We start from the raw sequence: 22,804 nt of genomic DNA, 5'->3' as shown, positions 1-22,804 counted from the left end.
GACCTCTCAGGCGACGCCGTCCGCCTTCGCAGCCGCGGCCACTGCCGCCGCGACGGCCGGAGCGACCCGCGGGTCGAGTGGGCTGGGCACGATCATGTCGACGCTCAGATCGTCGCCGACCACGGACAGGATCGCGTCCGCGGCGGCGAGCTTCATGTTCTCGGTGATGCGCCGCGCGCCCGCATCGAGAGCACCGCGGAACACACCGGGGAACGCGAGCACGTTGTTGATCTGATTGGCGAAGTCGCTGCGTCCGGTGGCGACGATGCCGGCGTACTTCTTCGCGTCCTCCGGATGGATCTCCGGGTTCGGGTTGGAGAGGGCGAAGACGATGCTGTCGTCTGCCATCGAGGCGATGAGTTCGTGCCCGATCTTCCCCGCGGAGACCCCGAGGAACACGTCCGCATCGGTCAGGGCGTCGGCAGCCGTCCCGGAGAGGCCGCGCGGGTTGGTACGCGAAGCGAGGTCGACCTTCACGGGATTGAGGTCGGCGCGATCCGCACCGACGATGCCCTTCGAGTCGAGCACCACCACGTCCGAGATGCCCGCGGCGAGCAGGATGTTCGCGCACGCGACGCCCGCGGCTCCCGCACCGGAGATGACGACACGCAGACCAGCGAGCTCGCGCTTCTGCACTGCCACAGCGCCTTTCAGCGCAGCCAGGACGACAATGGCCGTACCGTGCTGGTCGTCGTGCATGACCGGGCAGTCGAGTGCCTCGACGACGCGCTTCTCGATCTCGAAGCACCGGGGTGCCGAGATGTCCTCGAGGTTCACGGCTCCGAAGCTGGGCCGCAGGCGGATCAGCGTCTCGACGATCTCGTCGACGTCGTTGGTGTCGAGCACGAGCGGAATCGAGTTGAGGCCGGCGAACTTCTTGAACAGTGCCGCCTTGCCCTCCATGACGGGCAGCGAGGCGCGCGGGCCGATGTCGCCCAGACCCAATACCGCGGAGCCGTCGCTGACCACCACCACGAGTCGCTCGGTCCAGGTGTACTTGTTCACCAGCTCCTGATCGGCGGCGATCGCACTGCTCACCTTGGCCACCCCGGGGGTGTACGCGATGGAGAGGTCGCGCTTGGTCTCGAGCGGCGCGGTGAGCTCGACGGACAGCTTGCCGCCCACGTGGCTGAGGAAGATCTCGTCGTCCGTGATGGTCGTGAGATCTTCGCGGGCAGGCCGGAGGCCGGTCGGGTGTTCGGTCGGATCTGTTGCGGCGGTCACTGGGGGGCGCTCCTTCATCGTCCGCACGGAGGGTGCGGATCACAGGCGTGAGGGGAAGTCGAGATGCGCGCCCGGGGGATGAGAACCGAGGGCAGGCGACATCTCGATGCGTGCGCGGCGGGTGAGCCGACTTCGCGCGCCACCGACGAGCGGTGACCGGGGTCGATCACCACGGGGTGGCGGTGATCGCGAGTGGAGCCAGTGTGCCACCGCCGGTTCCTCGGGAGCAAACAGGTGCCGGTCAGCCTCACCCTTGTCTCGTCAGCCCCACCATTGCGTCCACAGCAGGGCTCCCGCGACCACCAGCACGCCCAGTGAGCCGAGGAACGACACCCCACGCGAGCGATGGTCGGCGATCCGCTGGAGCAGGAGCGCCGCGACGACGGCGGCGACGTGCCACGCGATGGACGCGGTGCCGGGGCCGGGGAATCCCCGATCACCTCCGACGACGGCGGCGGCGATGACGAGCGCCGTGAGGACGACGAGACCCGCGGTGATCGATCCGCTGAGCGCCTTCACCGGCGGCCTCCGGGTACGACGAGCGGCACGCCCGTCGCCCGGCTCACCAACGCGTCGAACTGGTCCTCGGCGGTGGTGCGGGCCGCGATCGGCGTCGTCTTGTTGGTGCCGTGGTAATCGGAGGATCCGGTCACGACGAGATCGTGCTCGCGCGCGATGTCGCGCAGGACGTCCGCGTCCTCGGGGCTGTGGTCGGGGTGATCGACCTCGAGTCCGCCGAGTCGCCCACCGGCGGCGAGCTCGAGAATGTGGTCGGTGTGCAGGAGTCGACCTCGCGTGCGCGCGCGGGCGTGGGCGATGACGGGCACTCCCCCGGCGTCGGCGATCAACTCGACGGCGAGGTCGAGTGGGGTGTCCGCCTTCTCGACGTAGTACGTCCCACCGGTCCGCAGCAGGTCGGTGAACGCGTCGTTCACGGTCTCGACGACTCCGGCCGCGACGAGTGCACGGGCGAGGTGCGGGCGGCCCGCCGACGGACCTGCCGCGGCGAGGATGGTGTCGGCGTCGACGTCGTAGCCGTCGGCCGCCATACGGTCGATCATGCTGCGCAGACGCACTTCCCGCTCCCCACGCAACCGGCTGCGCTCCTCGGCGAAGGCGACGTGCCCGGGGTCGAAGAGGTACGCGAGCAGATGCACCGTCACCGGGTCACCGTCGGCTCCGCGGCCCTGGCACGACATCTCCATGCCACGGACCAGGGTGGGCGCACCGGGCGTCGCGGTCACCGCGGCCACGGCCTCGTCCCAGCCGAGCGTGGTGTCGTGGTCGGTCAACGCGATCACGTCGAGGCCCGCGGCGGTCGCCGTGGCGATCAGCTCGGTGGGCGTCTCGGTTCCGTCCGACGACGTGGAATGGGTGTGGAGATCGATCAGCACGCGCCCAGTCTGTCAGGTGCGCGAGCGCTCAGGTGGGCGGGCGCAGCGACGCCGCCGAGCGCCGCGGGTCGGCGATGTCGATGCCCGCCTCGGTCCACGCGTCGCGCAACGCATCGGCTCCGCGCAGGCGCACCCACGCGGCCTCGGTGCCGGTGATCGGGACTGCCCGCAGGAACCGCACCGGATCGTACGGTTCGGGCAGCTCGAGGTCGGCCACTCCGGACTCGGCCGTCAACAGCACCGCCGTGAACGGAGCGCCGGGCCAGAGAGGCTCGCCGGCGTCCAGCAGGGCGTCGGGCACCAGCACGATGCCCTCCACCGCGGGCGACGCGGCGAAGACGGCGAGCGTGCGCCAGACCTCGGCGACGGACTCGTCGACTCCGCGCAGGGCCAGGATCAGCTCGGCGCGCGGGCCTCGCTGCGAGTCGGTGACCATGTCGGACGGGTCGGCCATCGGATGCCGCGAGCACCCGAGAGTGGTGAACCGCACGACTCCCTCGACGTCGGCAGCGAACAGCAACACCTCCAGCGGCTCGAGGCCCAGGAAGGTCACGGACGCGCTGGACGGGTCGTCCTGACCGAGCACCGTCTGCAGATGGGTTCGCACCTGCGCTGTCACGTCGCTCCCACTCACACCGTCCATCCAACCCCACGACGTCCGTACCGGCTCCGACGGGACCGGCGTGCCGGTACGGTCCTGCGTGTGGTGACTGTGCTGACCGTGTCCGACGAGGTGGTCGAAGGCCTGTGGAACGCCCGCACACTCCCGTTCGACGTCGACCTGGTCCTCGGTGCGGGCGACCTGCCGTTCGAGTACCTCGAGCACCTCGCCGAGGCCGCCGACGCCCCGTGCGTCTTCGTCCCCGGCAACCACGACGCCGACCTCACCGGGTACTCGGCCGGTCGAGCCGGCTGGATGCGTGCCGGGCTGCCGTCGAGCTGGCCCGGTCCGGACGGCGCCGTCAACGCCGATCGACGGATCGTCAGCGCCGCCGGTCTGCGGATCGCGGGGCTGGGCGGGTCCATCCGCTACCGCGACGGACCCAACCAGTGGACGGAACGGCAGCAGAAGCGGCGCTCCGGCTCCCTGATCCGGACCCACACCTGGCACCCGCTGCTGCGACGCGGAGCGGACGCACACGGGGTCGACGTCCTGCTGACCCACAGCCCACCGTTCGGTGTCGGCGACGCCGAGGACGCACCACACCGCGGTTTCCGGTGTCTCGATCCGCTCACCGAGCGGTTGCGGCCTCAGCTCCTCGTCCACGGACACATCCACCCGCACGGCACGAGGCCGGCCGACCGACAGCTGCACGGAGCCACGGTGATCAACACCGTCGGCTACGCCCTGATCGACATCACCCCGGGCGGCGACACCGCGCCCATCATCGAGAGGCGACGTCATGGCTCGTGACACCGGATTCCCCGCTGCCGACGCGCAGAACGACTTCTCCCGCCAGCGCCGGCGCGCGGACGTGGCGCGGCTGGTCGGCTGGCTGCGCCGTCAACCGGACGACATCAACACGATCCTGCCGTTCGACGAGGTGGTCGCCGCCCTGGGCAAGGTGCGGGAGCGCCGCGTCGGACTCGAGGTCATCCGGGTCGACTCGATCGTGGGCAGCGTGGATCGCACCCGCGACTTCGACCGGTACTTCCGCCCGACGTCGACGCGGACACGCGAACGCTGGCAGCGCCTCGCCACCGCCTGGCGCCGCGGCGAACCGATGCCGCCCATCGAGGTGTATCGCGTCGGCGGCATGCACTTCGTCATCGACGGGCACCATCGCGTGTCCATCGCCTGCGCGATGCACAGTCTCACCATCGAGGCCTACGTCACCGAGATCATCACCCGCATCTCCCCCGACGGCATCACCACGAGGGGCGATCTCCTCGTGAAGGATCACCGGCGCATCTTCCTCAGCCGTGTCCCCCTCACCGGGAAGTCGCGCGAGGCGATCGAGTTCACGGATCCGTGGCAGTACGCCGAACTCTCGGATGCGGTGGAGGCCTGGGGTTTCCGGCTGATGCAGGAGCTCGGCGAGTTCGTCGACCGGCGCACCGTCGCCCGCCGCTGGTTCGGTGAGGAGTTCCTGCCGGTCGTCCGGATGGTGCGGTCCGTCGGGGGCATGTTGACCCGCCACACCGACGCCGAGGCCTACATGTGGGTGGCGCGCGAGCGTTACCGCCTGGTGCGCAGCCACATCTGGAACGACGAGATCATCGCGCAGCTCAAGGAGGCCGCCCCGAACTGAGACGGGCGCCGACCGAGACGGCGACGGCCCCCACCGTGCGGTGGGGGCCGTCGTCGCGTTCGAGCGGTCAGAGCGTCAGATTGGCACCCGACTCGACGTCGAACACCGACACGCGCTTCTGGTCGAACCACAGCTCGATGGACTCACCCATGCGAGCGGCGGACTCGGCCGAGAGTCGAGCGACCAACTGGCCGCCGTCCGCGCCGGAGTCCGCGGCCAGCTCGTCGAGTTCGCGCGAGGTGACCTTGGGGCCCTCGGCGGAGAAGTAGATGTACTTGTCCGACCCCATCGACTCCAGCACCTCGACTCGCGCCGAGAACGTGCTGCCGTTGATCTTCTGGTACGACTCGACGAGCGAGGCGTCCTCGAGATGCTCGGGGCGGATGCCGACGACGACGTCCCCCTTCGCGTTCTTCGAGGCGATCTTCTGCCGCGCCTCGTCGCTCAACCGGATCTCGCCGAGCGAGGTGGTGACCCCGCCGTCCGTCAGACGACCCGACACGAAGTTCATGGACGGCGACCCGATGAAGCCCGCCACGAACAGGTTTCGCGGGTGATCGTAGAGCTCCTGCGGCGAGCCGATCTGCTGCACCAGCCCGCCGCGGAGCACGACGACGCGGTCGCCGAGCGTCATGGCCTCGGTCTGGTCGTGCGTCACGTACACCGTGGTGGTCTCGAGACGCTTCTGCAGCTGGGCGATCTCGGTCCGCATCTGCACGCGCAGCTTGGCGTCGAGGTTCGACAGCGGCTCGTCCATGAGGAACGCCTTGGGGCTGCGGACGATCGCGCGTCCCATCGCGACGCGCTGACGCTGACCACCGGAGAGGTTGGACGGCTTGCGGTCGAGGTGCTGGCCCAGGTCGAGGATGCGGGCGGCGTCGTCGACCTTCTTCGCGATGTCCTCCTTGCTCATCTTGGCGAGTGTGAGGGGGAAGGCGATGTTGTCGCGCACCGTCATGTGGGGGTAGAGCGCGTACGACTGGAACACCATCGCGATGTCGCGATCCTTCGGTGCCCGCTCGTTCACGCGCTCACCGGCGATGCGCAGCTCGCCGCTCGAGATGTCCTCGAGGCCGGCGATCATGTTGAGCGTGGTGGACTTTCCGCAGCCGGAGGGTCCGACCAGGATGATGAACTCGCCGTCGGCGATGGTGATGTCGACGTCGCTCACCGCCGCGGCACCGTCCGGGTACAGCTTGGTCACTTTGTCGAGAACGATTTCGGCCATGGACTTATCCCTTCACTGCGCCGGACGTCAGGCCCGCCACGATACGACGTTGGAAGAACAGGACGAAGATGATGATCGGGATGGTGATGACCACGGCCGCAGCCGCGATCGAGCCCGTCGGTTCCTCGAACTGCGAACTACCGGTGAACTGTGAGATCGCTGCCGGCACCGTGACCGAACGCTCGGTGGCCGTCAACGAGATGGCGAGCAGCAGGTCGTTCCACGCGAAGATGAAGACGAGGATCGCCGCGGTGACGATGCCCGGTGCCGCGAGCGGTGCGATGACCTTGCGGAACGCCTGTCCCGGGGTGGCACCGTCCATCTTGGCGGCCTTCTCCAGCTCCCAGGGGATCTCACGGAAGAACGCCGACAGCGTGTAGATGGCGAGCGGGAGCGCGAACGTGATGTACGGGATGATCAGGCCCGGCCAGGTGTCGAACAGGCCCAGCGCACGCTCGATGTCGAACAGCGGTGTGACGAGCGAGATCTGGGGGAACATCGCGATGAGCAGCGCGGCGCCGACGAGGAGCTTCTTGCCGGGGAAGTCGAGACGAGCGACGGCGTAGGCCGCCATCGTGCCGATGACCACCGCGATGAGCGTGGTGATCAGACCGATGCCGATGGAGTTGATCAGGGCGCTGGTGAACTGGGACGTCTGGAAGATGCCCTTGTAGTTGTCCAACGTCCACGTCGTCGGGATGAACTTGCCGTCGGCGATGTTCGCCACCGGCTTGAACGACAGGCTGATGATCCACACGAGCGGGATCAGCGCGTACAGCAGGACGAGAAGGTTGACGATGGACCAGCCGGCCTTCGTCTTCGTGGTGGCTGCCATGGGTCAGCGTCCTTCCGCGTCGGAGCCGGGTGCGGAGGCCCCGAACAGTTTGATGAAGACGAAGGCGATGATGGCCACGCAGAAGAAGATCAGCACGCTGATGGCCGACCCGATACCGAGGTTGAACGCCCCGAAGAGGTTGTCGTACCCGAGGATCGACACCGAACCGGTGCTGTTGCTGCCCTTCGTCAGAACGTAGATGTTGTCGAAGATGCGGAACGCGTCGAGCGTGCGGAACAGCAGCGCCACGAGGATAGCCGGCTTCATCAACGGGATGATGATGCGGATCAGTCGGGTCCACGCGCCGGCGCCGTCCACCTGGGCCGCCTTGAGCAGATCGTCGGGAACGAGCGCGAGACCGGCGAGCAGCAGCAGTGCCATGAACGGCGTCGTCTTCCACACCTCGGCGAGCACGACGATGGCGAGCGACGGAAGCTGCTGCGTCAGAGGCGCACTGCCCTCGGGAAGCAGGTTGGCCAGGTAGCCGGTCTGCGGTGTCCACGCGTAGTACCAGCTGTACGCGGCGGCGACGGTGACGATGCCGTACGGGATCAGCACGACGGTGCGGACGACGCCGCGCCCGAAGATGGTGCGGTGCATGACCAACGCGACCGCGAGGCCGAGGACGAACTCGATGATCACCGAGATGACGGTGATGCCCACGGTCACCGCGAACGCCGTCCACCAGTAACCGTCGGTGAGGACGGAGACATAGTTGGACAGTCCGACGAATTCCTTGTCGTCCGGGAATGCCAGGTTGTACTTCTGCAGACTCAGCCAGAAGGCGTAGATGATGGGATACGCGGTGACGGCGATCATCAGGATCGCGGCGGGAGCGACCAGCAGGAGCCCCAGTCGGCGCTCCGCCTTCTTGCCCTCGGACACCGCCTCGGCCGCCTTGGCGTGCTTCTGCGGGCGTCGGGGCTCGTCGGTGACGGTCATGGGATCAGCCCTTCGGAGTTCACGGCCTGGCGGACCAGATCGGCGAGCCTGTCGACGTCTCCCACGGGATCGATGTCCTGCGGGGGGTTGAGCGCGTCGGTCAGGAGGATCGAGATGGACTGGTACGCGGGCGACACCGGTCGGACCGCGGCACTCTCGATCGAGCCGAGAACGCCCTCCCATGCCGGGTAGGCGGCCTGGAACTCGGGATCGTCGTAGAGCGAGCGGATCACCGGCGGCACACCGCCGTCGACGGCGTTGTTGCGCTGGTTCTGCTCGTCGGTCAGGCACGCGACGGCGGCCCACGCCTCGTCGGGATGCTCGGTGGTCTTGGCGACACCGATGTTGAACCCGCCGATGGTGACCTTGGCGGGCTCACCGGGGTTCACCGAGGGGTACGGCGCGCTGCGGAACACCTCGTTCACCGCCGCGTCCTGCTGGTCGGCGGGAACGGTGGACAGGTCGAGGAAGGACACGCCGCCCGCGGCGGCGTTCTCCTTGAGTCCGGGGAGCACGAACGGGTAGTTCACCTCGGCGAACATGGTGCCCGCCTCGACGCCGAGACGTGCTGTGCCCTCGTCACTCTGGGAGACCGAGGGGTCGGCGCCGGGAGCGGTCGCGACGCTCTTGATGATCGAGAGCGCCTTCTCGGTGGCCGCGCGGTGCTCGGGGGTGTCGTTCAGTGTCACGGTGGTGCCGTCCTCGCCGACGACGGATCCGCCGGCACTCTCGAGGAGGGTGTTGAACCAGACCATGAAGCCCTCGTACTGCTTCGCCTGCACACCGATGGCCGCGGGCTTGCCGGAGGCGGCGTTCTCGCCGGCGGTGGCGATGAGGTCGTCCCACGTCGCCGGGGGCTGGCCGTTCGGCACCATGTCCGGGCGGTACCAGAGCAACTGGGTGTTGGAGTTCAGCGGGACCGCGTACAGCTTGTCCTTCTGCTCTGTCTCGGGGTCGAGCCACTCGGCGGTGGCGAGCGGGCCCTCGAGCACCGATCCGTCACGCAGCTTCGCCTCGAGATCGTCCGGAACCGGCAGTGCCCAACCGGCTTCGGCGAACTCGGCGGTCCAGACCACGTCGAGTGTCATCAGATCGAGCGTGCGGTCGTTGCCCGCCAGACGGCGAGCGAGCTGCAGGCGCTGATCGTTGGCGCTCTTGGGGAGCGTGCGCTGCTCCACCCGGTACGCGCCGCCCGACTGCTCGGTGCACGCCTGCGCCGCCGCCGCGTACTGCTCCGCGCCGTCGGCGGCGGTGTAGAAGCTCAACACGATTCCGTCGTCGGAGGATCCACACCCCGCCAACAGACTTCCGGCCACCACCGCGGCGGCCCCTGTCGCTGCGAGTTTCCTCGCCCTGTACCTCTTCGGCACGACCGCCTCCTCTGCCGCAAGAGAAGGCGCCACAGTCGGCCCGACTCCGCAGCGTGTGCTTCGTTGGACACGCATTCCCTGCGAAGTGGAACCTAGTCGAAAGCTGAGAGGAAAACGGTGGCTTGTTGCAATCCCGTGATGCTTTCGGTACCGACGGGTCGGTGGTGAGAGGTCAGATGGCGAGACGCGCCAGCAGATCGCGCGCCTTCTCGGCCGTCTTCGGCTCGCACAGCACGTCGTACCGCCCCGCGACCAACTGCATCGTCGACGCGAAGTCGCGCTGCCCCTTGGTCGCCGCGTAGGGAATGGTGGCCGAGATCAGTCCGAAGACGATGCCGCCCAGCACACCGACGAGGAGCGCGCTCAGGTAGTTGGTGTTCGTGATGATTCCGAGAACGAGTCCGAGGAAGACACCGAGCCAGGCGCCCGAGATGATGCCGCCGCCAATCACTTTGGCCCAGGTGAGGCGACCGATGACACGCTCGACCTGCATGAGGTCGACACCCACGATGGTGACGTCCTGGACCGAGAACTCCTGATCGGAGAGGTAGTCGACCGCGCGCTGCGCCTCGGCGTAGGTGGGATAGGAACCGATGGGCCAGCCCGACGGCGGGGTGGGGAGGCCCTGTCCGGGGCGGCCGGACTGCGACATGGGGTTCGTCATGACTCCATTGTGCCTGCTGGCGGGTCGGTCGTGGGGTCCGGTGCGGGCCGCGCACCGCTGCGCACCATGCCGGCCGCGTCGGCGGCCTCGACGAGGGCCCGAGCCATTCGATGACCCGCCTCGTCGACCATCTCGTCCCCCACCATGACGGCCCCGCGCGCTCCCCCGTCGACGGAGAGGTACCGACGGTAGGTCTCGACGATGTCGTGGGCGCGGTCGACGTCGGCCTGGCGCGGCGAGAACGTCTCGTTGGCGATGTCGATCTGCGAGGGGTGCAGCACCCACTTGCCGTCGTAGCCCAGAGCCGCGGAATGCCGGGCGGCGCGGGTGAACCCGTCGGTGTCGCGGACCTGCACCCAGGGTCCGTCGATGGCCTGGAGCCCGTGGGCCCGCGCCGACAGCAGGATCGTCATCAGCACGTGGTGGTAGGCGTCGCCGCGCTCGTAGCCGGGCGGCTGCTCACCCACCGTGAGGGTGCGCATGCCGACGTCGGCCATGAAGTCACCCGGCCCGAACACCAGGGTCTGCACCCGCGGCGAGGCCGTCGCGACGGCGTCGATGTGGAGCAGACCCACGGCGTCCTCGATCTGCGGCTCGATCCCGATGCGGCCGACGGGTAGGTCCGACTCGCGTTCGAGTTGTGTCAGAAGCAGATCGAGCGCCTGCACCTCACCGGCCGAGCGCACCTTGGGCAGGACGAGGGCGTCGAGGTGGGCACCCGCCCGTCCGACCACCTCGAGCACGTCGCGGAACGTGGCCTCCGTCGTCCAGTCGTTGACCCGCACGAGCCGGAGCTGCGTGCCCCACCCGGCCCATCCGAGCGCGTCGGCGACGTCGATGCGCGCCTGCGCCTTGGCGGCCGGCGCGACCGCGTCCTCGAGATCCAGGAAGACGGCGTCGGCGGGCAGGCCCAGAGCCTTGCGCATCATCTTCGGACTGCTGCCCGGCGCGGCGAGCACGGAGCGTCGGAGGCGGGCGCGCGGCACTGTGGTGGTCACCACGGCACACTATCGGCCCGCACCGCGTGCGAGGCCCCCGTCTACTGTTGCGCCCATGGCAGCAGTGAACAAGGTGTTCGCCGCCAGGCTCGCGGGCCTCGTGGTGCTCGGACCCGACGGTGAGAGCATCGGCCGCGTCCGCGACATCGTCGTGACCGTGCGCGTCGGTCGCCAGCAACCCCGCGTCCTCGGCCTCGTGGTCGATCTGGCCACGAGGCGCAAGATCTTCGTTCCGATGCTGCGCGTGACGGCCGTCGAACCGACGTCGGTGACGCTGACCACCGGCAACGTCAGTATGCGCCGCTTCGTCCAGCGACCGGGCGAGGTGCTGGCCCTGGCCCAGGTCCTGGACTCGCGGGTGCGAACCGACGATCCGGACGCCGAGGACCTGCACGGCGTGGACTGCGTCGTCGTCGACCTCGGTATCGAGCAGACCCGCACGCGGGACTGGGTCATCGCGCGCGTCGCCGTGCGCCCCCACCGCACCCGGCTGGGTCGCCGCGGCAGCATCCACGTGCTCGACTGGCAGAACGTGCAGGGCCTCACCTGGTCCGATCTGTCCCTGCCGGGTCAGGGTGTGTCACAGCTCCTCGCCCAGTTCGAGGGACTCCGGCCCGCCGACGTGGCCGACGCGATCCGCGACCTCCCGGAGAAGCGGCGACTCGAGGTCGCCTTCGCCCTGGACGACCAGCGCCTCGCGGACGTCATCCAGGAGATGCCCGACGACGATCAGATCGACCTGGTGCAGGCGCTCGCCCCCGCCCGCGCCGCCGACGTGCTCGAGGCCATGGACCCCGACGACGCAGCCGACCTGCTCGGCGAGTTGCCGGAGCCGGAGGCCGAATCGCTGCTGCGCCTGATGGATCCGCAGGACTCCGAGCCGGTGCGACGTCTCCTCGAGCACTCCCCCGACACGGCGGGTGGTCTGATGACACCGGAACCGGTGGTGCTGAGCGCGTCCGCGACGGTCGCCGAGGCGCTCGCTCGTGCGCGCAACCCCGACCTCACGCCCGCCCTCGCGTCGCTGGTCTTCGTCGTGCGACCGCCGACGGCCACACCCACGGGCCGCTACCTCGGCTGCGTGCATCTCCAACAGTTGCTGCGCGAACCGCCCGCCAGTCTGGTCGGCGGCGTGATCGACACGACACTGTCGACGCTCTCCCCGGACGACAGTCTCGCCGCCGTCACGCGATACTTCGCGGCGTACAACCTGGTCTGCGGACCGGTCGTGGACGCCGAGGAGCATCTCATCGGCGCCGTGACCGTGGACGACGTCCTGGACCACCTTCTTCCCGACGACTGGCGCGAACAGGAGCACGTGGGACATGAGTGAGAAGTCGGCGGCGACCGCCAGACAGCGCCTCGACACTCCACGCGGATCCCGACGGTTCAAGCTCGACATCGACGTCGACTCGGTCGGCCGGACCGGCGAGAACGTCGCGCGATTCCTCGGTACGGGGCGATACCTGGCGATCCAGACGGGGATCGTCATCGTGTGGATCCTGCTCAACGTCTTCGCGGTGAGCCTGCAGTGGGACCCCTACCCCTTCATCCTGCTCAATCTGGCGTTCTCGACGCAGGCCGCCTACGCGGCCCCGCTGATCCTGCTCGCTCAGAACCGGCAGGACGACCGCGACCGGGTGTCGCTCGAGGAGGATCGCTCGCGCGCCGCGCAGACCAAGGCGGACACCGAGTTCCTCGCTCGTGAGCTCGCTGCGCTCCGGATCGCGGTCGGCGAGGTCGCCACGCGCGACTACCTCCGCCGCGAACTCGACGACCTGCGCGCGGCGCTGCTCGATCCCGCGCAGGCGGCGGCCGAGGAACAGAAGGCGCGCAAGAAGTCTCGCAAGAAGTCGGTCGACGAGGACTCCACCTCGTTCGCCGCCGCCCCTTCCGTCGAGGAAACAACTCGTTTCGACCACAGCGAGGACACGCGACGGTAACCTCGGTCACACTGCGCGTCGGGTCTCGGTGAGTGCGCAGCCGAGTGTTCGTGGGGGTTTGTCGTATGCGCGTCGGTCGAGACTCTCGACTCGGAGGTGCACTGAGTGCCTCGATTCTTCTTCTCAGCGCGGTCACGCTGGCCGCCGGCTCGGTGACGCCGAGTTCCGCGCACGGTTCCGTCGCGATGGCGGCCGCCGAATCGGTTGCGGCGCCGACACTCCCACCACGGGAGCGCGCTGTCGGCCTGGTCGAGCCCGCCGATCGGCAACCGGTCGCGTTCCGGTCTCCGAAACCAGCCGTCGCCGCGCCCGCGGGCGCCCCGGCCGCTGCTGCGGCGCCGCTGTCCGCCGTGCTCGTCGGCGCACTCGGCATTCCCGAACTCGTCCTGCAGGCCTACCGCTCCGCCGAGGCCCAGCTCGCCACCTCGACACCGGGCTGTCACCTGCGGACCCTGGCCGACGAGGGCCGCACCGATCTGCTGACCCTCGGCGTCACCCCGGTACTCGCCGCCCAACTGGACGATCCGTACAGCCTCGACGGGATGCATCACTGGCTCGGCAACTGGCAGCTCCGCGCCGCCGAAGCCGCCGGGTCCCGTGACCCGGACCGCCGCGCGCTCGGTCACCGCGAACACCGGCGATCGGCTGCCGCTCTGCACGAGTTCGAGACCCGCTGGCGCCACGGCGGCGCCCCCCGACTGCGCGAACTGGCCGACTCCGGCGCCGTCGAACTGCTCGGTGGGCCGTCGATGCACCCGTTCCAACCTCTGCTCGACCCACGACTGCGGACGTTCGCGCTCCGCGAGGGACGCGCCGACGCCGTACGCCGGTGGGGCCGCGGCACCGAGGGCATCTGGGCACCCGAGTGCGCCTTCACCGCAGGGATGGAACTCGACTACGCCGCCGCGGGCGTCGGACACTTCATGGTCGACGGCCCGGCTCTGCACGGAGACACGACGTGCGGCCGTCCGGTCGGCGACACCCACGTCGTCGCGTTCGGTCGCGATCTCCCGGTCAGCTATCGCGTGTGGTCACCGAAGTCCGGTTATCCCGGTCATTCCGCGTACCGCGACTTCCACACCTACGACCACGACACCGGGCTGAAGCCGTCCCGGGTCACCGGCAGAAGCGTCGCGGGCCCGGACAAGGCACCGTACGAACCGGAGCGCGCCGCAGCAGCCGTCCGCTCGCACGTCGAGGACTTCGTCGACGCGGTTCGCCGCCGGCTGCGCTCCGAACACGCGCGCACCGGGTCCCCGGCACTGGTGGTCGCCGCCTTCGACACCGAGCTCTTCGGACACTGGTGGCACGAGGGTCCGGCATGGTTGGCCGGCATCCTGCGTGCGCTCCCCGAGGCCGGCATCCGCGTCGGGACACTCGCGGGCGCGAAGCGAGACGGCTACGTCGGTGACCCCGTCGACCTCCCGGACACCTCCTGGGGCAGCGGGAAGGACTGGCGGGTGTGGGCGGGCGATCCCGTCCGCGACCTGGTCGATCTCAACGCCGAGGTCACCGCCACCGCGCTCGACGCCGTCGACGCGGCACCCCCCGGCGGTCTGCGAGACCGTGTCGCGGACCAGATCCTGCGCGAGACGATGCTCACCGTCTCGAGCGACTGGGCCTTCATGGTGAGCAAGGACTCGGCCGCGCAGTACGCCCGCGACCGCGCCCACAAGCACGCTCACGCGGTGCGCGAGATCGCCGACGCCCGCGTGCACGGGCATCACGCACGAGCCGCCGACCTTGCATCCGGGTGGAACCAGGCGGACGATCTGTTCCCGGACCTCGATGCGCGGCGTCTGCAACCGACGGGTCGGGAGGTGCGGGCGTGAAGGTCCTGATGATCTCGTGGGAGTACCCGCCCGTGGTGGTCGGCGGCCTCGGTCGCCACGTCCACCATCTCGCGGTGGAACTGGCCGCGGCCGGACACGAGGTGGTGGTCCTCTCCCGCCGCCCCACGGGTTCCGACGCGGCGACCCACCCCACCGTGAGCTCGGTAGCCGAGGGCGTGCTCGTCGTCGCCGTGGCCGAGGATCCGGCGCACTTCACCTTCGGAGTGGACATGCTGGAGTGGACGCTCGCGATGGGTCACGCGATGGTGCGCGCCGGCCTCGCACTCTCCAAGCCCGGCATCGGCGAGGGGTGGGTTCCCGACGTCGTCCATGCCCACGACTGGCTGGTGGCGCACCCGGCGATCGCGCTCGCCGAGTACTACGACGTCCCGCTGGTCTCGACGATCCACGCGACGGAGGCCGGACGCCACAGCGGATGGGTCTCCGGCCGCGTGAACCGCCAGGTGCACTCCGTGGAATGGTGGCTGGCGCACGAATCCGATTCCGTCATCACGTGTTCCGCGGGAATGGAGGACGAGGTGGTCCGCCTCTTCGGTCCGCTTCCGTCCCCGGTCCACGTGATACGCAACGGCATCGACACCCGGACCTGGACGTACCGTCCTCGCGCGGCGCGCACCGGCGCCCCGTCCCTGCTCTTCGTGGGTCGGTTGGAGTACGAGAAGGGGGTGCAGGATCTGATAGCGGCACTCCCCCGTGTCCGACGGACGCACCCCGGCACCACGCTCACCGTCGTCGGCGACGGGACCCAGCTCGACCACCTCGTCGATCTGGCGCGTGTGCACCGGGTGCGCCGGGCGGTGACGTTCGTCGGATCCCTCGGCCACGACGGCGTTCTCGGGCATCTGCACCGGGCGGACGCGCTGGTGCTGCCGAGTCGATACGAGCCCTTCGGCATCATCGCCCTCGAGGGCGCCGCGGCCGGCACACCGCTCGTCGCCTCCACCGCGGGCGGCCTGGGCGAAGCCGTCGTCGACGGCGTCACCGGGATGTCCTTCGTTCCCGGCGATGTCGGCTCCTTGGCGACGGCGGTGCGGCGTACACTCGACGACCCCGCTGCGGCACGTACCCGGAGTGACGCGGCACGTGCGCGACTCACGTCCGACTTCGACTGGCACTCCGTGGCCCGCGAGACCGCCACGGTCTACTCCACCGCGAAGCGCCGGGTGCGCTTTCCGCTGGGCAGGCCCACGATCAGCGAACGTCCACTGCCCGAACGGGACTGAGTCACTCGCTCCCGAGCGACTTCTTGCGGGCGATGTCCTCCAGTGCGGCGACGTACGCCGCGCGGTCCTCCGCGCCGGCCTCCCAGTCGGTGCGACGGTTCCGGACCACTCGTGCGGGTGCGCCGACCGCGATCCCGTAGTCGGGCACATGCCCCTTGACCACCGCGTGCGCGCCCAGGACGCAGCCGCGACCGACGACGGTCTCCCGCAGCACGGTCACCTTCGCGGCGATCCACGTGTCCGGGCCGATCCGCACCGGCGACTTGACGATGCCCTGATCCTTGATCGGCACCGTGATGTCCTCGGTCCGATGATCGAAATCGCAGATGTAGCACCAGTCGGCGACGAGGGTGGACGCACCGATCTCGATGTCGAGATAGGTGTTGACGACGTTGTCCTTGCCGAACACCACCTTGTCACCGATGCGCAGCGACCCCTCGTGGCAGCGGATCGCGTTGCCGTCACCGATGTGCACCCAGCGACCGATCTCGAGTCGCGCCAGCTCGGGCGTCGCGTGGATCTCGACGTTCTTGCCGAGGAACACCATTCCGCGCAGCACCACGTGCGGGTTCGCGGCCTTGAAACGCGCGAGGCGGTAGTACCGCACCAGGTACCAGGGCGTGTACGCCTTGTGGCCGATCACCCAGCGCATCGACGCGAGCGTGAGGAAGCGCGCCTGGTCGGGGTCACGTCGCCGCGATCCTCGCCACCGGGTGCGCAACGGCGCGTTCCACATGCTGGTCATGGGCGGCACATTACTGTCGGCGCCGCCGCAGGGAACCCGGGGGCCGACCACCGGGGGTCGGAACCGTGACGCATCGTTTCAGCCGTTAGTCTCGTGCGAGCCGATCACCCGACATCAGGAGAGTGCATGCACGACGAGAACCCGCGTACCTCGGTGCGCACTCGTCGAGCCGGTGCCGCTCTCCTCGCGGTCGGCGCCCTCGCCCTCGGGGCCTGTGGCAGTGACTCCGGGCCCATCGACATCCTGGGCGACGAGGGCTGGCGCGGCGGTCTCGCCGACGCCCACAACTCCGCCTCGGTGACCACCGAGGGCAGTCGCTCCCTCGCTCTCGACTGGACCCGCCCTCTCGGCGCTCCCACGTCCACACGTCCCTCCGTCGCGCCCAACGGTCAGATCACGGTGACGATGACCGGAGACGCCGGCTGCGCGCTCGGATCGTTCCAGGGCGAGACCGGACGCAAGCGGTTCTGCAACTCGCTCGGACCCTCCGGCGTCTCGTCGACCGCGGTCGCCGACTCGGCGTCCAACCTCTACGCCGGTGACGACGGCAGCATGAGCTCGATCAACCAGAACGGTCAACTGCGCTGGCGCACACCGGTCTACGGGGTACCGCGCACCCCGCAGTTCCTGCCCGACGGCAACGTCCTGGTGGTCACCCAGTTCGGTCAGATCAACGTGCTGAGCAACCAGACCGGGAACGCGGTCGCACCCGTACTGGACCTGAACCCCAATCCCACGCCCCTGGACGCGCCGAACACCACGCTGCGGCCCGCGGACGACGGTCTGCTGGCCTGCCTGGGCGGTGGGCCGGACTGCGCCGTCGCGGCGGCACCGGCCGTCGATCTGGAGTCCTCGACCGTCTACCTCGTCCTGTGGCGCGCCGGCGCCATCGCTCCCCAGCTCGTGGCGCTGTCCTACACCGGCGGCGACTCCCCCGGCCTCACCGAGGCGTGGTCGTCGCCCCTGCTTCCCTCCGCCGTGACATCGAGCCCCGTGGTGTCACCCGACGGTGACCGTGTGTACCTCACGGACGTCGAGGGCACCGTGCGTGCGTACTCCACCGAGGACGGCTCCGAGATCTGGTCCTACTTCGTCGGTGACCGCGCGGCAGGAAGCGTGTCCGTCGCTGCGGACGGCACCATCGTCCCCGCGGGCGGCGCGGGGTCGCATCTGCGGGCGATCCGCGATGCGGGCGAGCGACCCGAGACGCTGTGGGAGCGGCCAGATCTCGTGACACAGGGTTCCTCCGCACTGGCGGGTGGCACCACGGGCTACACGGTGGTCGGCGACGGTGACGGGCTCGCACTCGTCACCTTCGACACGGCCACCGGCGAGACGGTCGACACCGACGCGCTCCCCGGCGCCGAGGGCTACAGCCCCGGAGTCGTCGTCGGCTCGGACGGCGAGGTGGTCGTCCCGACCGCGCTGGGATCCCTCTACTCGTTCCGCTGAGGCCCGGTGCGCGGCCCGCACACGAAGGCCACCCCCGAGCGCCCGATCCGGGTGATCACGAGCCCCAGCGGCACGGTGCCCCGGAGATCGAGCCGGGGGCGCAGCAACGCAGGATCGACGTCGATGCCGCGGACGAGAATCTCGAGCGACCCGCATCCCAGCTCCGCGAGCCGCTTGCGCAACACCTTCTCGGTGAAGGGCAACCTGTCGAGGATCTCGAAGCCCGTCGTCCCCTCCGGTATCGCGTCTCCCGTGAGGTGCGCGATGCGTGGATCCAGTTGCCACAATTCATGTCTCGCGGCGTAGTGGCGCACGAGACCGGCCCGCACGACGGCGCCGTCGGGATCGACGATGTACCTGCCCGGGGCGCGATCGTCGTCGATGGCGTCCGAGTCGGCGTCCGTCACCTCCCACGCGGAACCGTCCGACCGGAGCACCGTCGCACGGCGACGCACAGCGGGGTCCGCCACCTCCCCCAGCCAGAGGCACGCCTCGCGGACGGCGCCGTCGAGGGAGACGAGTTCGACCTCGGCCCGCGTGTGTCGGCTCGCGAGGTCGAGACGGTCGACGTCGAGACCCGGTGCGCACTTGACCACCAGGTCGCGGCCGGCATAGGCGTCGAGGAGGTCCGGAAGCGGGGGTTCGAGGGCTGCGGGGTCGTGACGGCGGCGGCCGCCGGCGCGGCGGCCGGGGTCGGCGACGACGACGGTGCCGCGCGTGGTGGGGACCACCGCGTCGGCACGCAGCACGGCCACGTCGGGAACGTTGTGTCGTGCCATGGCCAACCGCACCGGATCGAGATCGCTGCCCACCACGATGTCCGCGACCGAGTGCAGGGTGTGCAGTTCGGTGCCGATCGAGCAGGTGACGTCGTGGATGCGACGTCCGCGCAGCCGCTCGGCCCGGTGCCGGGACACCTGTTCGGTGGTGGCCTGCTGCACCGCGTCGTCGGTGACCAACCACGTTCCGGCGAACGGCAGCTTGGTCGCGGCCTTGCGACGCAGGGTGACCGTCTCGATCAGCGCGGCGGCGCGGTCACCGAAGGCGCTGCGGATCCGGCCGATGTCCGAGACCAGCGTGGCGGGCGTCAGCGCACGGTCACCGACCGCGGCCAGCGCGTCGGACGCCCCGGCCAGGTACTCGACGTCGTCGAGGTCGAACGAGTATCCCACCGACGCGTCAGAGCGCGCCGGTGTCCGGCTTCGTGCCTGTGATCATCACGTTGTAGAAGTAGCCACGGGGCACGACGTGGTGCAGCACGTTCTCGTCGAGCCAGGACAGCGACTTCCAGCCGTTGAACGCGAACCTCGCCCAGCCCCAACCCAGCTTCTCCGCCGGCACCGCCGCCTCGAAGGTGCGGACCGGCCAGCCCAGCAGCGCTGCGGCGAACTCCTCGGTCTTGGCCTGCACGTCGTCCGCACCGGCGGCGACGGCGATGTTCTCGAGCTCCGTCGGGTCGAAGGTGTGCAGATCGACGACGGCCTCGAGTGCCGCGGCACGGGACGACTCGTCCAGCTCCTGCTGCGGGCGACGCCAGTCCGCGAGGAACGGCAACCGCGTCGTGCGGGTCGTGGCCTCCCACGTGAGACGCCCCAGCCACCGCGCGTAGAAGTTGCCCACCGTCGTCGGCTCGCCCGCGAACACGAACCGGCCGCCGGGCTTGAGCACGCGCAGCACCTCGCGCAGAGACTGCTCCACGTCCGGGATGTGGTGCAGCACCGCGTGACCGACGACGAGATCGAACGTGTCGTCCTCGTACGGGATGGTCTCGGCATCGGCGACGCGGCCGTCCACGTCGAGGCCCAGGTTCTCGGCGTTGCGCAGCGCGACCTTGACCATGCCCGGCGACAGGTCCGTGACGGACCCGGTCGCGGCGACGCCGCTCTGCATGAGGTTGAGCAGGAAGAAGCCGGTACCGCAGCCCAGTTCCAGCGCGCGACCGTACGGCAGGGCCTCGGATCCGGCCACCGCGTCGAAACGGCCGCGGGCGTAGTCGATGCAGCGCTGGTCGTAGGAGATCGACCACTTGTCGTCGTAGGTCTCCGCTTCCCAGTCGTGGTAGAGCACCTGGGCCAGCTTGGTGTCCGACCGTGCGGCCTGCACTTCCTCGGCACTCGCGTGCGGGCGCGGCGCCGGATCCGACGGTGCGGTCGAGGCGGCGGTGTCGGTGTGCGGTTCACGAGCGGTCATGGAAGGGAACCCTATCTGAACGAGTGCGGGAGGCTAGTTGCCGGTGAAGTCGGCCTTGCCCGGGCCGTTCTCGAGGAACGACGCCATGCCGATCGCGCGGTCCTCGGTACCGAACAGCGAGGCGAAGACGTGCGCCTCGATCTTCAGGCCCGTCGCGAGGTCGGTGTCCAGACCCTCGTCGATGGCCGCCTTGGCTGCGGCGAGGGCGCGCGAGGCACCGCGGACGAACTGACCGGCCCACGTGCGCGCCGCCTCGTACACGGCATCGGGGGCCACCACCTCGTCCACGAGGCCGACGGCGAGCGCCTCCTCGGCCCCGACGAAACGGCCGGTGAACACCATGTCCTTCGCGCGGCTCGGGCCGATCAGCCGGGCGAGTCGCTGGGTGCCGCCACCGCCGGGAATGACGCCGAGCAGCACCTCGGGGACGCCGAGCTTCGCGTTGTCGCCCGCAATGCGGCGATCGGCACCGAGGGCGACCTCCAGACCGCCGCCGAGGGCGTATCCGGTGATGGCGGCGACGGTGGGCTTCGGGATGGACGCGATCGCTCCGAGACCGGCCTGCAGAGCGCCGATCGCGTCGGTCATCTGACCCGCGGACATCTCCGCCATCTCCTTGATGTCCGCGCCGGCGGCGAACACCTTCTCACCGCCGTACACGATGACCGCCTTGACGTCCGGATCCTCGGCGGCGGCCCGCGACACCTCGAGGAGCTCACCCTGCACCTGGCGGTTCAGAGCGTTCATCGGCGGCCGGGAGAGCCGGATGGTGCCGATGCCGTCGGTCACGTCGAGAGTCACGAATTCAGCCATGGCCAGCACGCTAGCTGTTCGACGTCCGCTCGGTGCGTGGGGGGAGGTCGGCGCGATACTCGTCGGCGCCGTCGAAGTTCACCCGCACGGATCCACCCGATCCGCTGATGACGGGCTGCACCGGCGCCAGATCGGCCTCTGCGGCCATGGCCTCGGCCACCGACCCGTGACCGGCGAGATGCCGCAGGCACGCCCAGGTGGGCGGCATCAGCATGCGGTCGCCGCGACGGAACTCGTCGAGGGCATCCGCGGGCCGCACCCACGCGGCGTCGACGGCCTCGGACGTCTCGCCGTCGGGACGTTGCCCGGACGGGAGCGCCGCGACGAAGAAGCGGGTGTCGTACCGACGGGTCGTCTCGCCCTCGGGCGTGATCCAACGGGCGTGCGGGCGCAGCAGATCGGAGCGCACCACCAGTCGGGTCTCGGCCAGGAACTCACCGAAAGAGATCTCATGCTTCTCGACGGCACGACGCCGGTCGGCGTGATCGGACGTGTCCGCGACGACGGTGTGCGCGTCGGGCCCGGCGAACAGGACACCGCACTCCTCGAAGGTCTCGCGCACCGCGGCGAGCACCAGGGCCCGCGCCGCGGCGTCGTCGTCGGTGCCGAACCGTGCCGCCCACCACGCGGGTGACGGGCCGGCCCACCGGTCCTCCCCGTCCGCGGGCGTGCGATCGGTCGGATCCACACCGCCGCCCGGGAAGACCGTCATGCCGGCGGCGAACGCCATCCGTCCGACTCGCCGCTGCAGGAAGACCTCGAGCCCTGCCGGCGCATCGCGCAGCAGGATGACGGTGGAGGCGTCCCGCAGCGCGACCGGTTCGGTCACCGCGCTCGCCGATGGGACGACCGCGACCGCTTGCGCCGCGCGAAGAAGCGCCCGTCGGTGCGCTCGAGGGCGATGGCCTGACTGAACGCGGTGGACAGGTTCTCCTCCGTGATGACGTCGTCGATGAGACCCTGCGCCACGACTCCGCCCTCCTTGAGCAGCATCGCGTGGGTGAAGCCCGGTGGGATCTCCTCCACGTGGTGCGTGATCAGCACCGTCGCGGGGGCGTCGGGGTCGAGTGCGAGGTCGGTGAGGATGGCGACGAGATCCTCGCGGCCTCCGAGGTCGAGACCCGCGGCCGGCTCGTCGAGCAGCAGCAACTCGGGGTCCGTCATCAGAGCGCGGGCGATCAGGACACGCTTGCGTTCGCCCTCGGACAGCGTCCCGAAGGTACGGCGAGCGAGATGCTCGATACCGGCCGTCTCGAGCATGTCGACCGCACGCTCGTCGTCCACCTCGTCGTACTTCTCACGCCAGCGACCGAGCACCGCGTACCCCGCCGACACGACCAGATCGGCCACCACCTCGTCGGACGGGATGCGTCCGGCGAGAGCAGAGGACGACAGGCCGATGCGCGGCTTGAGTTCCGAGATGTCGACGTGCCCGAGCGTCTCGCCGAGCACGTGCGCGGTGCCGGAGGTCGGGTAGATCTCCGCCGCGGCGACGCGCAGCAGCGTGGTCTTGCCCGCACCGTTCGGTCCGAGGACCACCCACCGCTCGTCCAGCTCCACGTTCCAGGAGACGGGGCCGACGAGGGTCGTCCCTCCGCGGACGACGGAGACATCGGCGAGTTCGACGAGCAGGTCTGGGTCAGGAGAGGACACGCCTTCCATCTTCCCGCACGCGCGG

At 69.7% G+C, this 22,804-nt stretch carries 23 protein-coding genes; 7 read left to right on the top strand and 16 right to left on the bottom strand.

Annotated features, from left to right (window positions below; all coding sequences use genetic code 11):
* Positions 1–6 precede the first annotated feature (6 nt).
* From OG947_RS19675 to OG947_RS19660, 4 genes are all read right to left on the bottom strand, one after another.
* Positions 7–1,224 carry an NAD(P)-dependent malic enzyme gene (locus OG947_RS19675; protein WP_328812676.1) on the bottom strand — a complete coding sequence of 406 codons (1,218 nt, stop codon included), beginning with the start codon at positions 1,222–1,224 and terminating at the stop codon, positions 7–9.
* Positions 1,225–1,485: 261 nt separating this feature from the next.
* On the bottom strand, positions 1,486–1,743 hold the full coding sequence (locus tag OG947_RS19670; RefSeq protein ID WP_027503843.1) for a hypothetical protein: 258 nt from the start codon (positions 1,741–1,743) through the stop codon (positions 1,486–1,488).
* Positions 1,740–2,618, bottom strand: a complete 879-nt coding sequence (locus tag OG947_RS19665; protein ID WP_328812675.1) for a PHP domain-containing protein — start codon at positions 2,616–2,618, stop codon at positions 1,740–1,742. Before OG947_RS19665 ends, OG947_RS19670 begins: the two co-directional genes overlap by 4 nt.
* A 28-nt stretch (positions 2,619–2,646) precedes the next feature.
* Positions 2,647–3,261, bottom strand: coding sequence for a suppressor of fused domain protein (locus tag OG947_RS19660; protein ID WP_222627377.1), 615 nt, complete (start codon positions 3,259–3,261; stop codon positions 2,647–2,649).
* A 60-nt stretch (positions 3,262–3,321) separates the two neighbouring features.
* Here OG947_RS19660 and OG947_RS19655 point away from each other — a divergent pair, with 60 nt between their 5' ends.
* Both OG947_RS19655 and OG947_RS19650 read left to right on the top strand, forming a co-directional pair.
* Positions 3,322–4,032 carry a metallophosphoesterase family protein gene (locus OG947_RS19655; RefSeq protein ID WP_027503846.1) on the top strand — a complete coding sequence of 237 codons (711 nt, stop codon included), beginning with the start codon at positions 3,322–3,324 and terminating at the stop codon, positions 4,030–4,032.
* A complete protein-coding gene (locus OG947_RS19650; RefSeq protein ID WP_328812673.1) occupies positions 4,022–4,870 on the top strand; it encodes a chromosome partitioning protein ParB in 849 nt (282 codons plus the stop codon). Before OG947_RS19655 ends, OG947_RS19650 begins: the two co-directional genes overlap by 11 nt.
* Positions 4,871–4,937: 67 nt before the next feature.
* Here the strand turns inward: OG947_RS19650 and OG947_RS19645 are convergent, their stop codons facing one another.
* The 6 genes from OG947_RS19645 to OG947_RS19620 form a co-directional block, all read right to left on the bottom strand.
* A complete protein-coding gene (locus tag OG947_RS19645) occupies positions 4,938–6,098 on the bottom strand; it encodes an ABC transporter ATP-binding protein (RefSeq protein ID WP_056442586.1) in 1,161 nt (386 codons plus the stop codon).
* 4 nt (positions 6,099–6,102) lie between these two features.
* On the bottom strand, positions 6,103–6,933 hold the full coding sequence (locus tag OG947_RS19640; RefSeq protein ID WP_027503849.1) for a carbohydrate ABC transporter permease: 831 nt from the start codon (positions 6,931–6,933) through the stop codon (positions 6,103–6,105).
* A 3-nt stretch (positions 6,934–6,936) separates the two neighbouring features.
* Positions 6,937–7,875, bottom strand: a complete 939-nt coding sequence (locus OG947_RS19635) for a carbohydrate ABC transporter permease (RefSeq protein ID WP_027503850.1) — start codon at positions 7,873–7,875, stop codon at positions 6,937–6,939.
* Positions 7,872–9,245 carry an extracellular solute-binding protein gene (locus OG947_RS19630; protein WP_231476097.1) on the bottom strand — a complete coding sequence of 458 codons (1,374 nt, stop codon included), beginning with the start codon at positions 9,243–9,245 and terminating at the stop codon, positions 7,872–7,874. Before OG947_RS19630 ends, OG947_RS19635 begins: the two co-directional genes overlap by 4 nt.
* 172 nt (positions 9,246–9,417) lie before the next feature.
* Positions 9,418–9,909 (bottom strand): general stress protein, encoded by a 492-nt coding sequence (locus tag OG947_RS19625; protein ID WP_027503852.1) that lies wholly within the window; start codon positions 9,907–9,909, stop codon positions 9,418–9,420.
* Positions 9,906–10,907: an HpcH/HpaI aldolase/citrate lyase family protein gene (locus tag OG947_RS19620; RefSeq protein ID WP_328812672.1), complete on the bottom strand. Its 1,002-nt coding sequence runs from the start codon at positions 10,905–10,907 to the stop codon at positions 9,906–9,908. Before OG947_RS19620 ends, OG947_RS19625 begins: the two co-directional genes overlap by 4 nt.
* A gap of 55 nt (positions 10,908–10,962) precedes the next feature.
* Between OG947_RS19620 and OG947_RS19615 the strand changes: the two genes are divergently transcribed.
* The 4 genes from OG947_RS19615 to OG947_RS19600 all read left to right on the top strand — a co-directional run bounded on the left by OG947_RS19615 (position 10,963) and on the right by OG947_RS19600 (position 15,926).
* Positions 10,963–12,240: a magnesium transporter MgtE N-terminal domain-containing protein gene (locus OG947_RS19615; protein ID WP_027503853.1), complete on the top strand. Its 1,278-nt coding sequence runs from the start codon at positions 10,963–10,965 to the stop codon at positions 12,238–12,240.
* Positions 12,233–12,850 (top strand): DUF1003 domain-containing protein, encoded by a 618-nt coding sequence (locus tag OG947_RS19610; RefSeq protein ID WP_081821023.1) that lies wholly within the window; start codon positions 12,233–12,235, stop codon positions 12,848–12,850. The genes OG947_RS19615 and OG947_RS19610 overlap by 8 nt, the downstream gene beginning before the upstream one ends.
* 65 nt (positions 12,851–12,915) lie before the next feature.
* Positions 12,916–14,682, top strand: coding sequence for a glycoside hydrolase family 57 protein (locus OG947_RS19605; protein WP_328812671.1), 1,767 nt, complete (start codon positions 12,916–12,918; stop codon positions 14,680–14,682).
* Positions 14,679–15,926: a glycosyltransferase family 4 protein gene (locus OG947_RS19600; RefSeq protein ID WP_027507032.1), complete on the top strand. Its 1,248-nt coding sequence runs from the start codon at positions 14,679–14,681 to the stop codon at positions 15,924–15,926. Before OG947_RS19605 ends, OG947_RS19600 begins: the two co-directional genes overlap by 4 nt.
* 1 nt (position 15,927) lies before the next feature.
* Here OG947_RS19600 and OG947_RS19595 read toward each other — a convergent pair whose 3' ends face one another.
* On the bottom strand, positions 15,928–16,671 hold the full coding sequence (locus tag OG947_RS19595; protein WP_328812670.1) for an acyltransferase: 744 nt from the start codon (positions 16,669–16,671) through the stop codon (positions 15,928–15,930).
* 126 nt (positions 16,672–16,797) lie between these two features.
* Here OG947_RS19595 and OG947_RS19590 point away from each other — a divergent pair, with 126 nt between their 5' ends.
* Positions 16,798–18,123, top strand: a complete 1,326-nt coding sequence (locus OG947_RS19590) for an outer membrane protein assembly factor BamB family protein (RefSeq protein ID WP_328812669.1) — start codon at positions 16,798–16,800, stop codon at positions 18,121–18,123.
* Here OG947_RS19590 and OG947_RS19585 read toward each other — a convergent pair.
* Genes OG947_RS19585 through OG947_RS19565 form a run of 5 tightly spaced genes read right to left on the bottom strand, consistent with a single transcriptional unit; the run spans position 18,108 to position 22,788 of the window.
* Positions 18,108–19,295 carry a THUMP-like domain-containing protein gene (locus tag OG947_RS19585; RefSeq protein WP_328812668.1) on the bottom strand — a complete coding sequence of 396 codons (1,188 nt, stop codon included), beginning with the start codon at positions 19,293–19,295 and terminating at the stop codon, positions 18,108–18,110. The genes OG947_RS19590 and OG947_RS19585 overlap by 16 nt on opposite strands.
* Before the next feature lie 7 nt (positions 19,296–19,302).
* Entirely contained in the window at positions 19,303–20,313 is a 1,011-nt protein-coding gene (locus OG947_RS19580) for a class I SAM-dependent methyltransferase (protein WP_027507036.1), read from the bottom strand.
* A 33-nt stretch (positions 20,314–20,346) separates the two neighbouring features.
* Positions 20,347–21,126, bottom strand: a complete 780-nt coding sequence (locus tag OG947_RS19575) for an enoyl-CoA hydratase/isomerase family protein (protein ID WP_056446209.1) — start codon at positions 21,124–21,126, stop codon at positions 20,347–20,349.
* 10 nt (positions 21,127–21,136) lie between these two features.
* Entirely contained in the window at positions 21,137–21,955 is an 819-nt protein-coding gene (locus OG947_RS19570) for an NUDIX hydrolase (RefSeq protein WP_222645392.1), read from the bottom strand.
* Complete coding sequence (locus tag OG947_RS19565; RefSeq protein WP_027507055.1) at positions 21,952–22,788, bottom strand: ABC transporter ATP-binding protein; 837 nt, start codon at positions 22,786–22,788, stop codon at positions 21,952–21,954. The genes OG947_RS19570 and OG947_RS19565 overlap by 4 nt, the downstream gene beginning before the upstream one ends.
* Positions 22,789–22,804 lie beyond the last annotated feature (16 nt).

The sequence above is a fragment of the Rhodococcus sp. NBC_00297 genome, from assembly GCF_036173065.1.
GTDB lineage: Bacteria > Actinomycetota > Actinomycetes > Mycobacteriales > Mycobacteriaceae > Rhodococcoides.
Note: the sequence above shows the minus strand (reverse complement) of the source record. Positions and strands in the feature narration are given on the sequence as shown.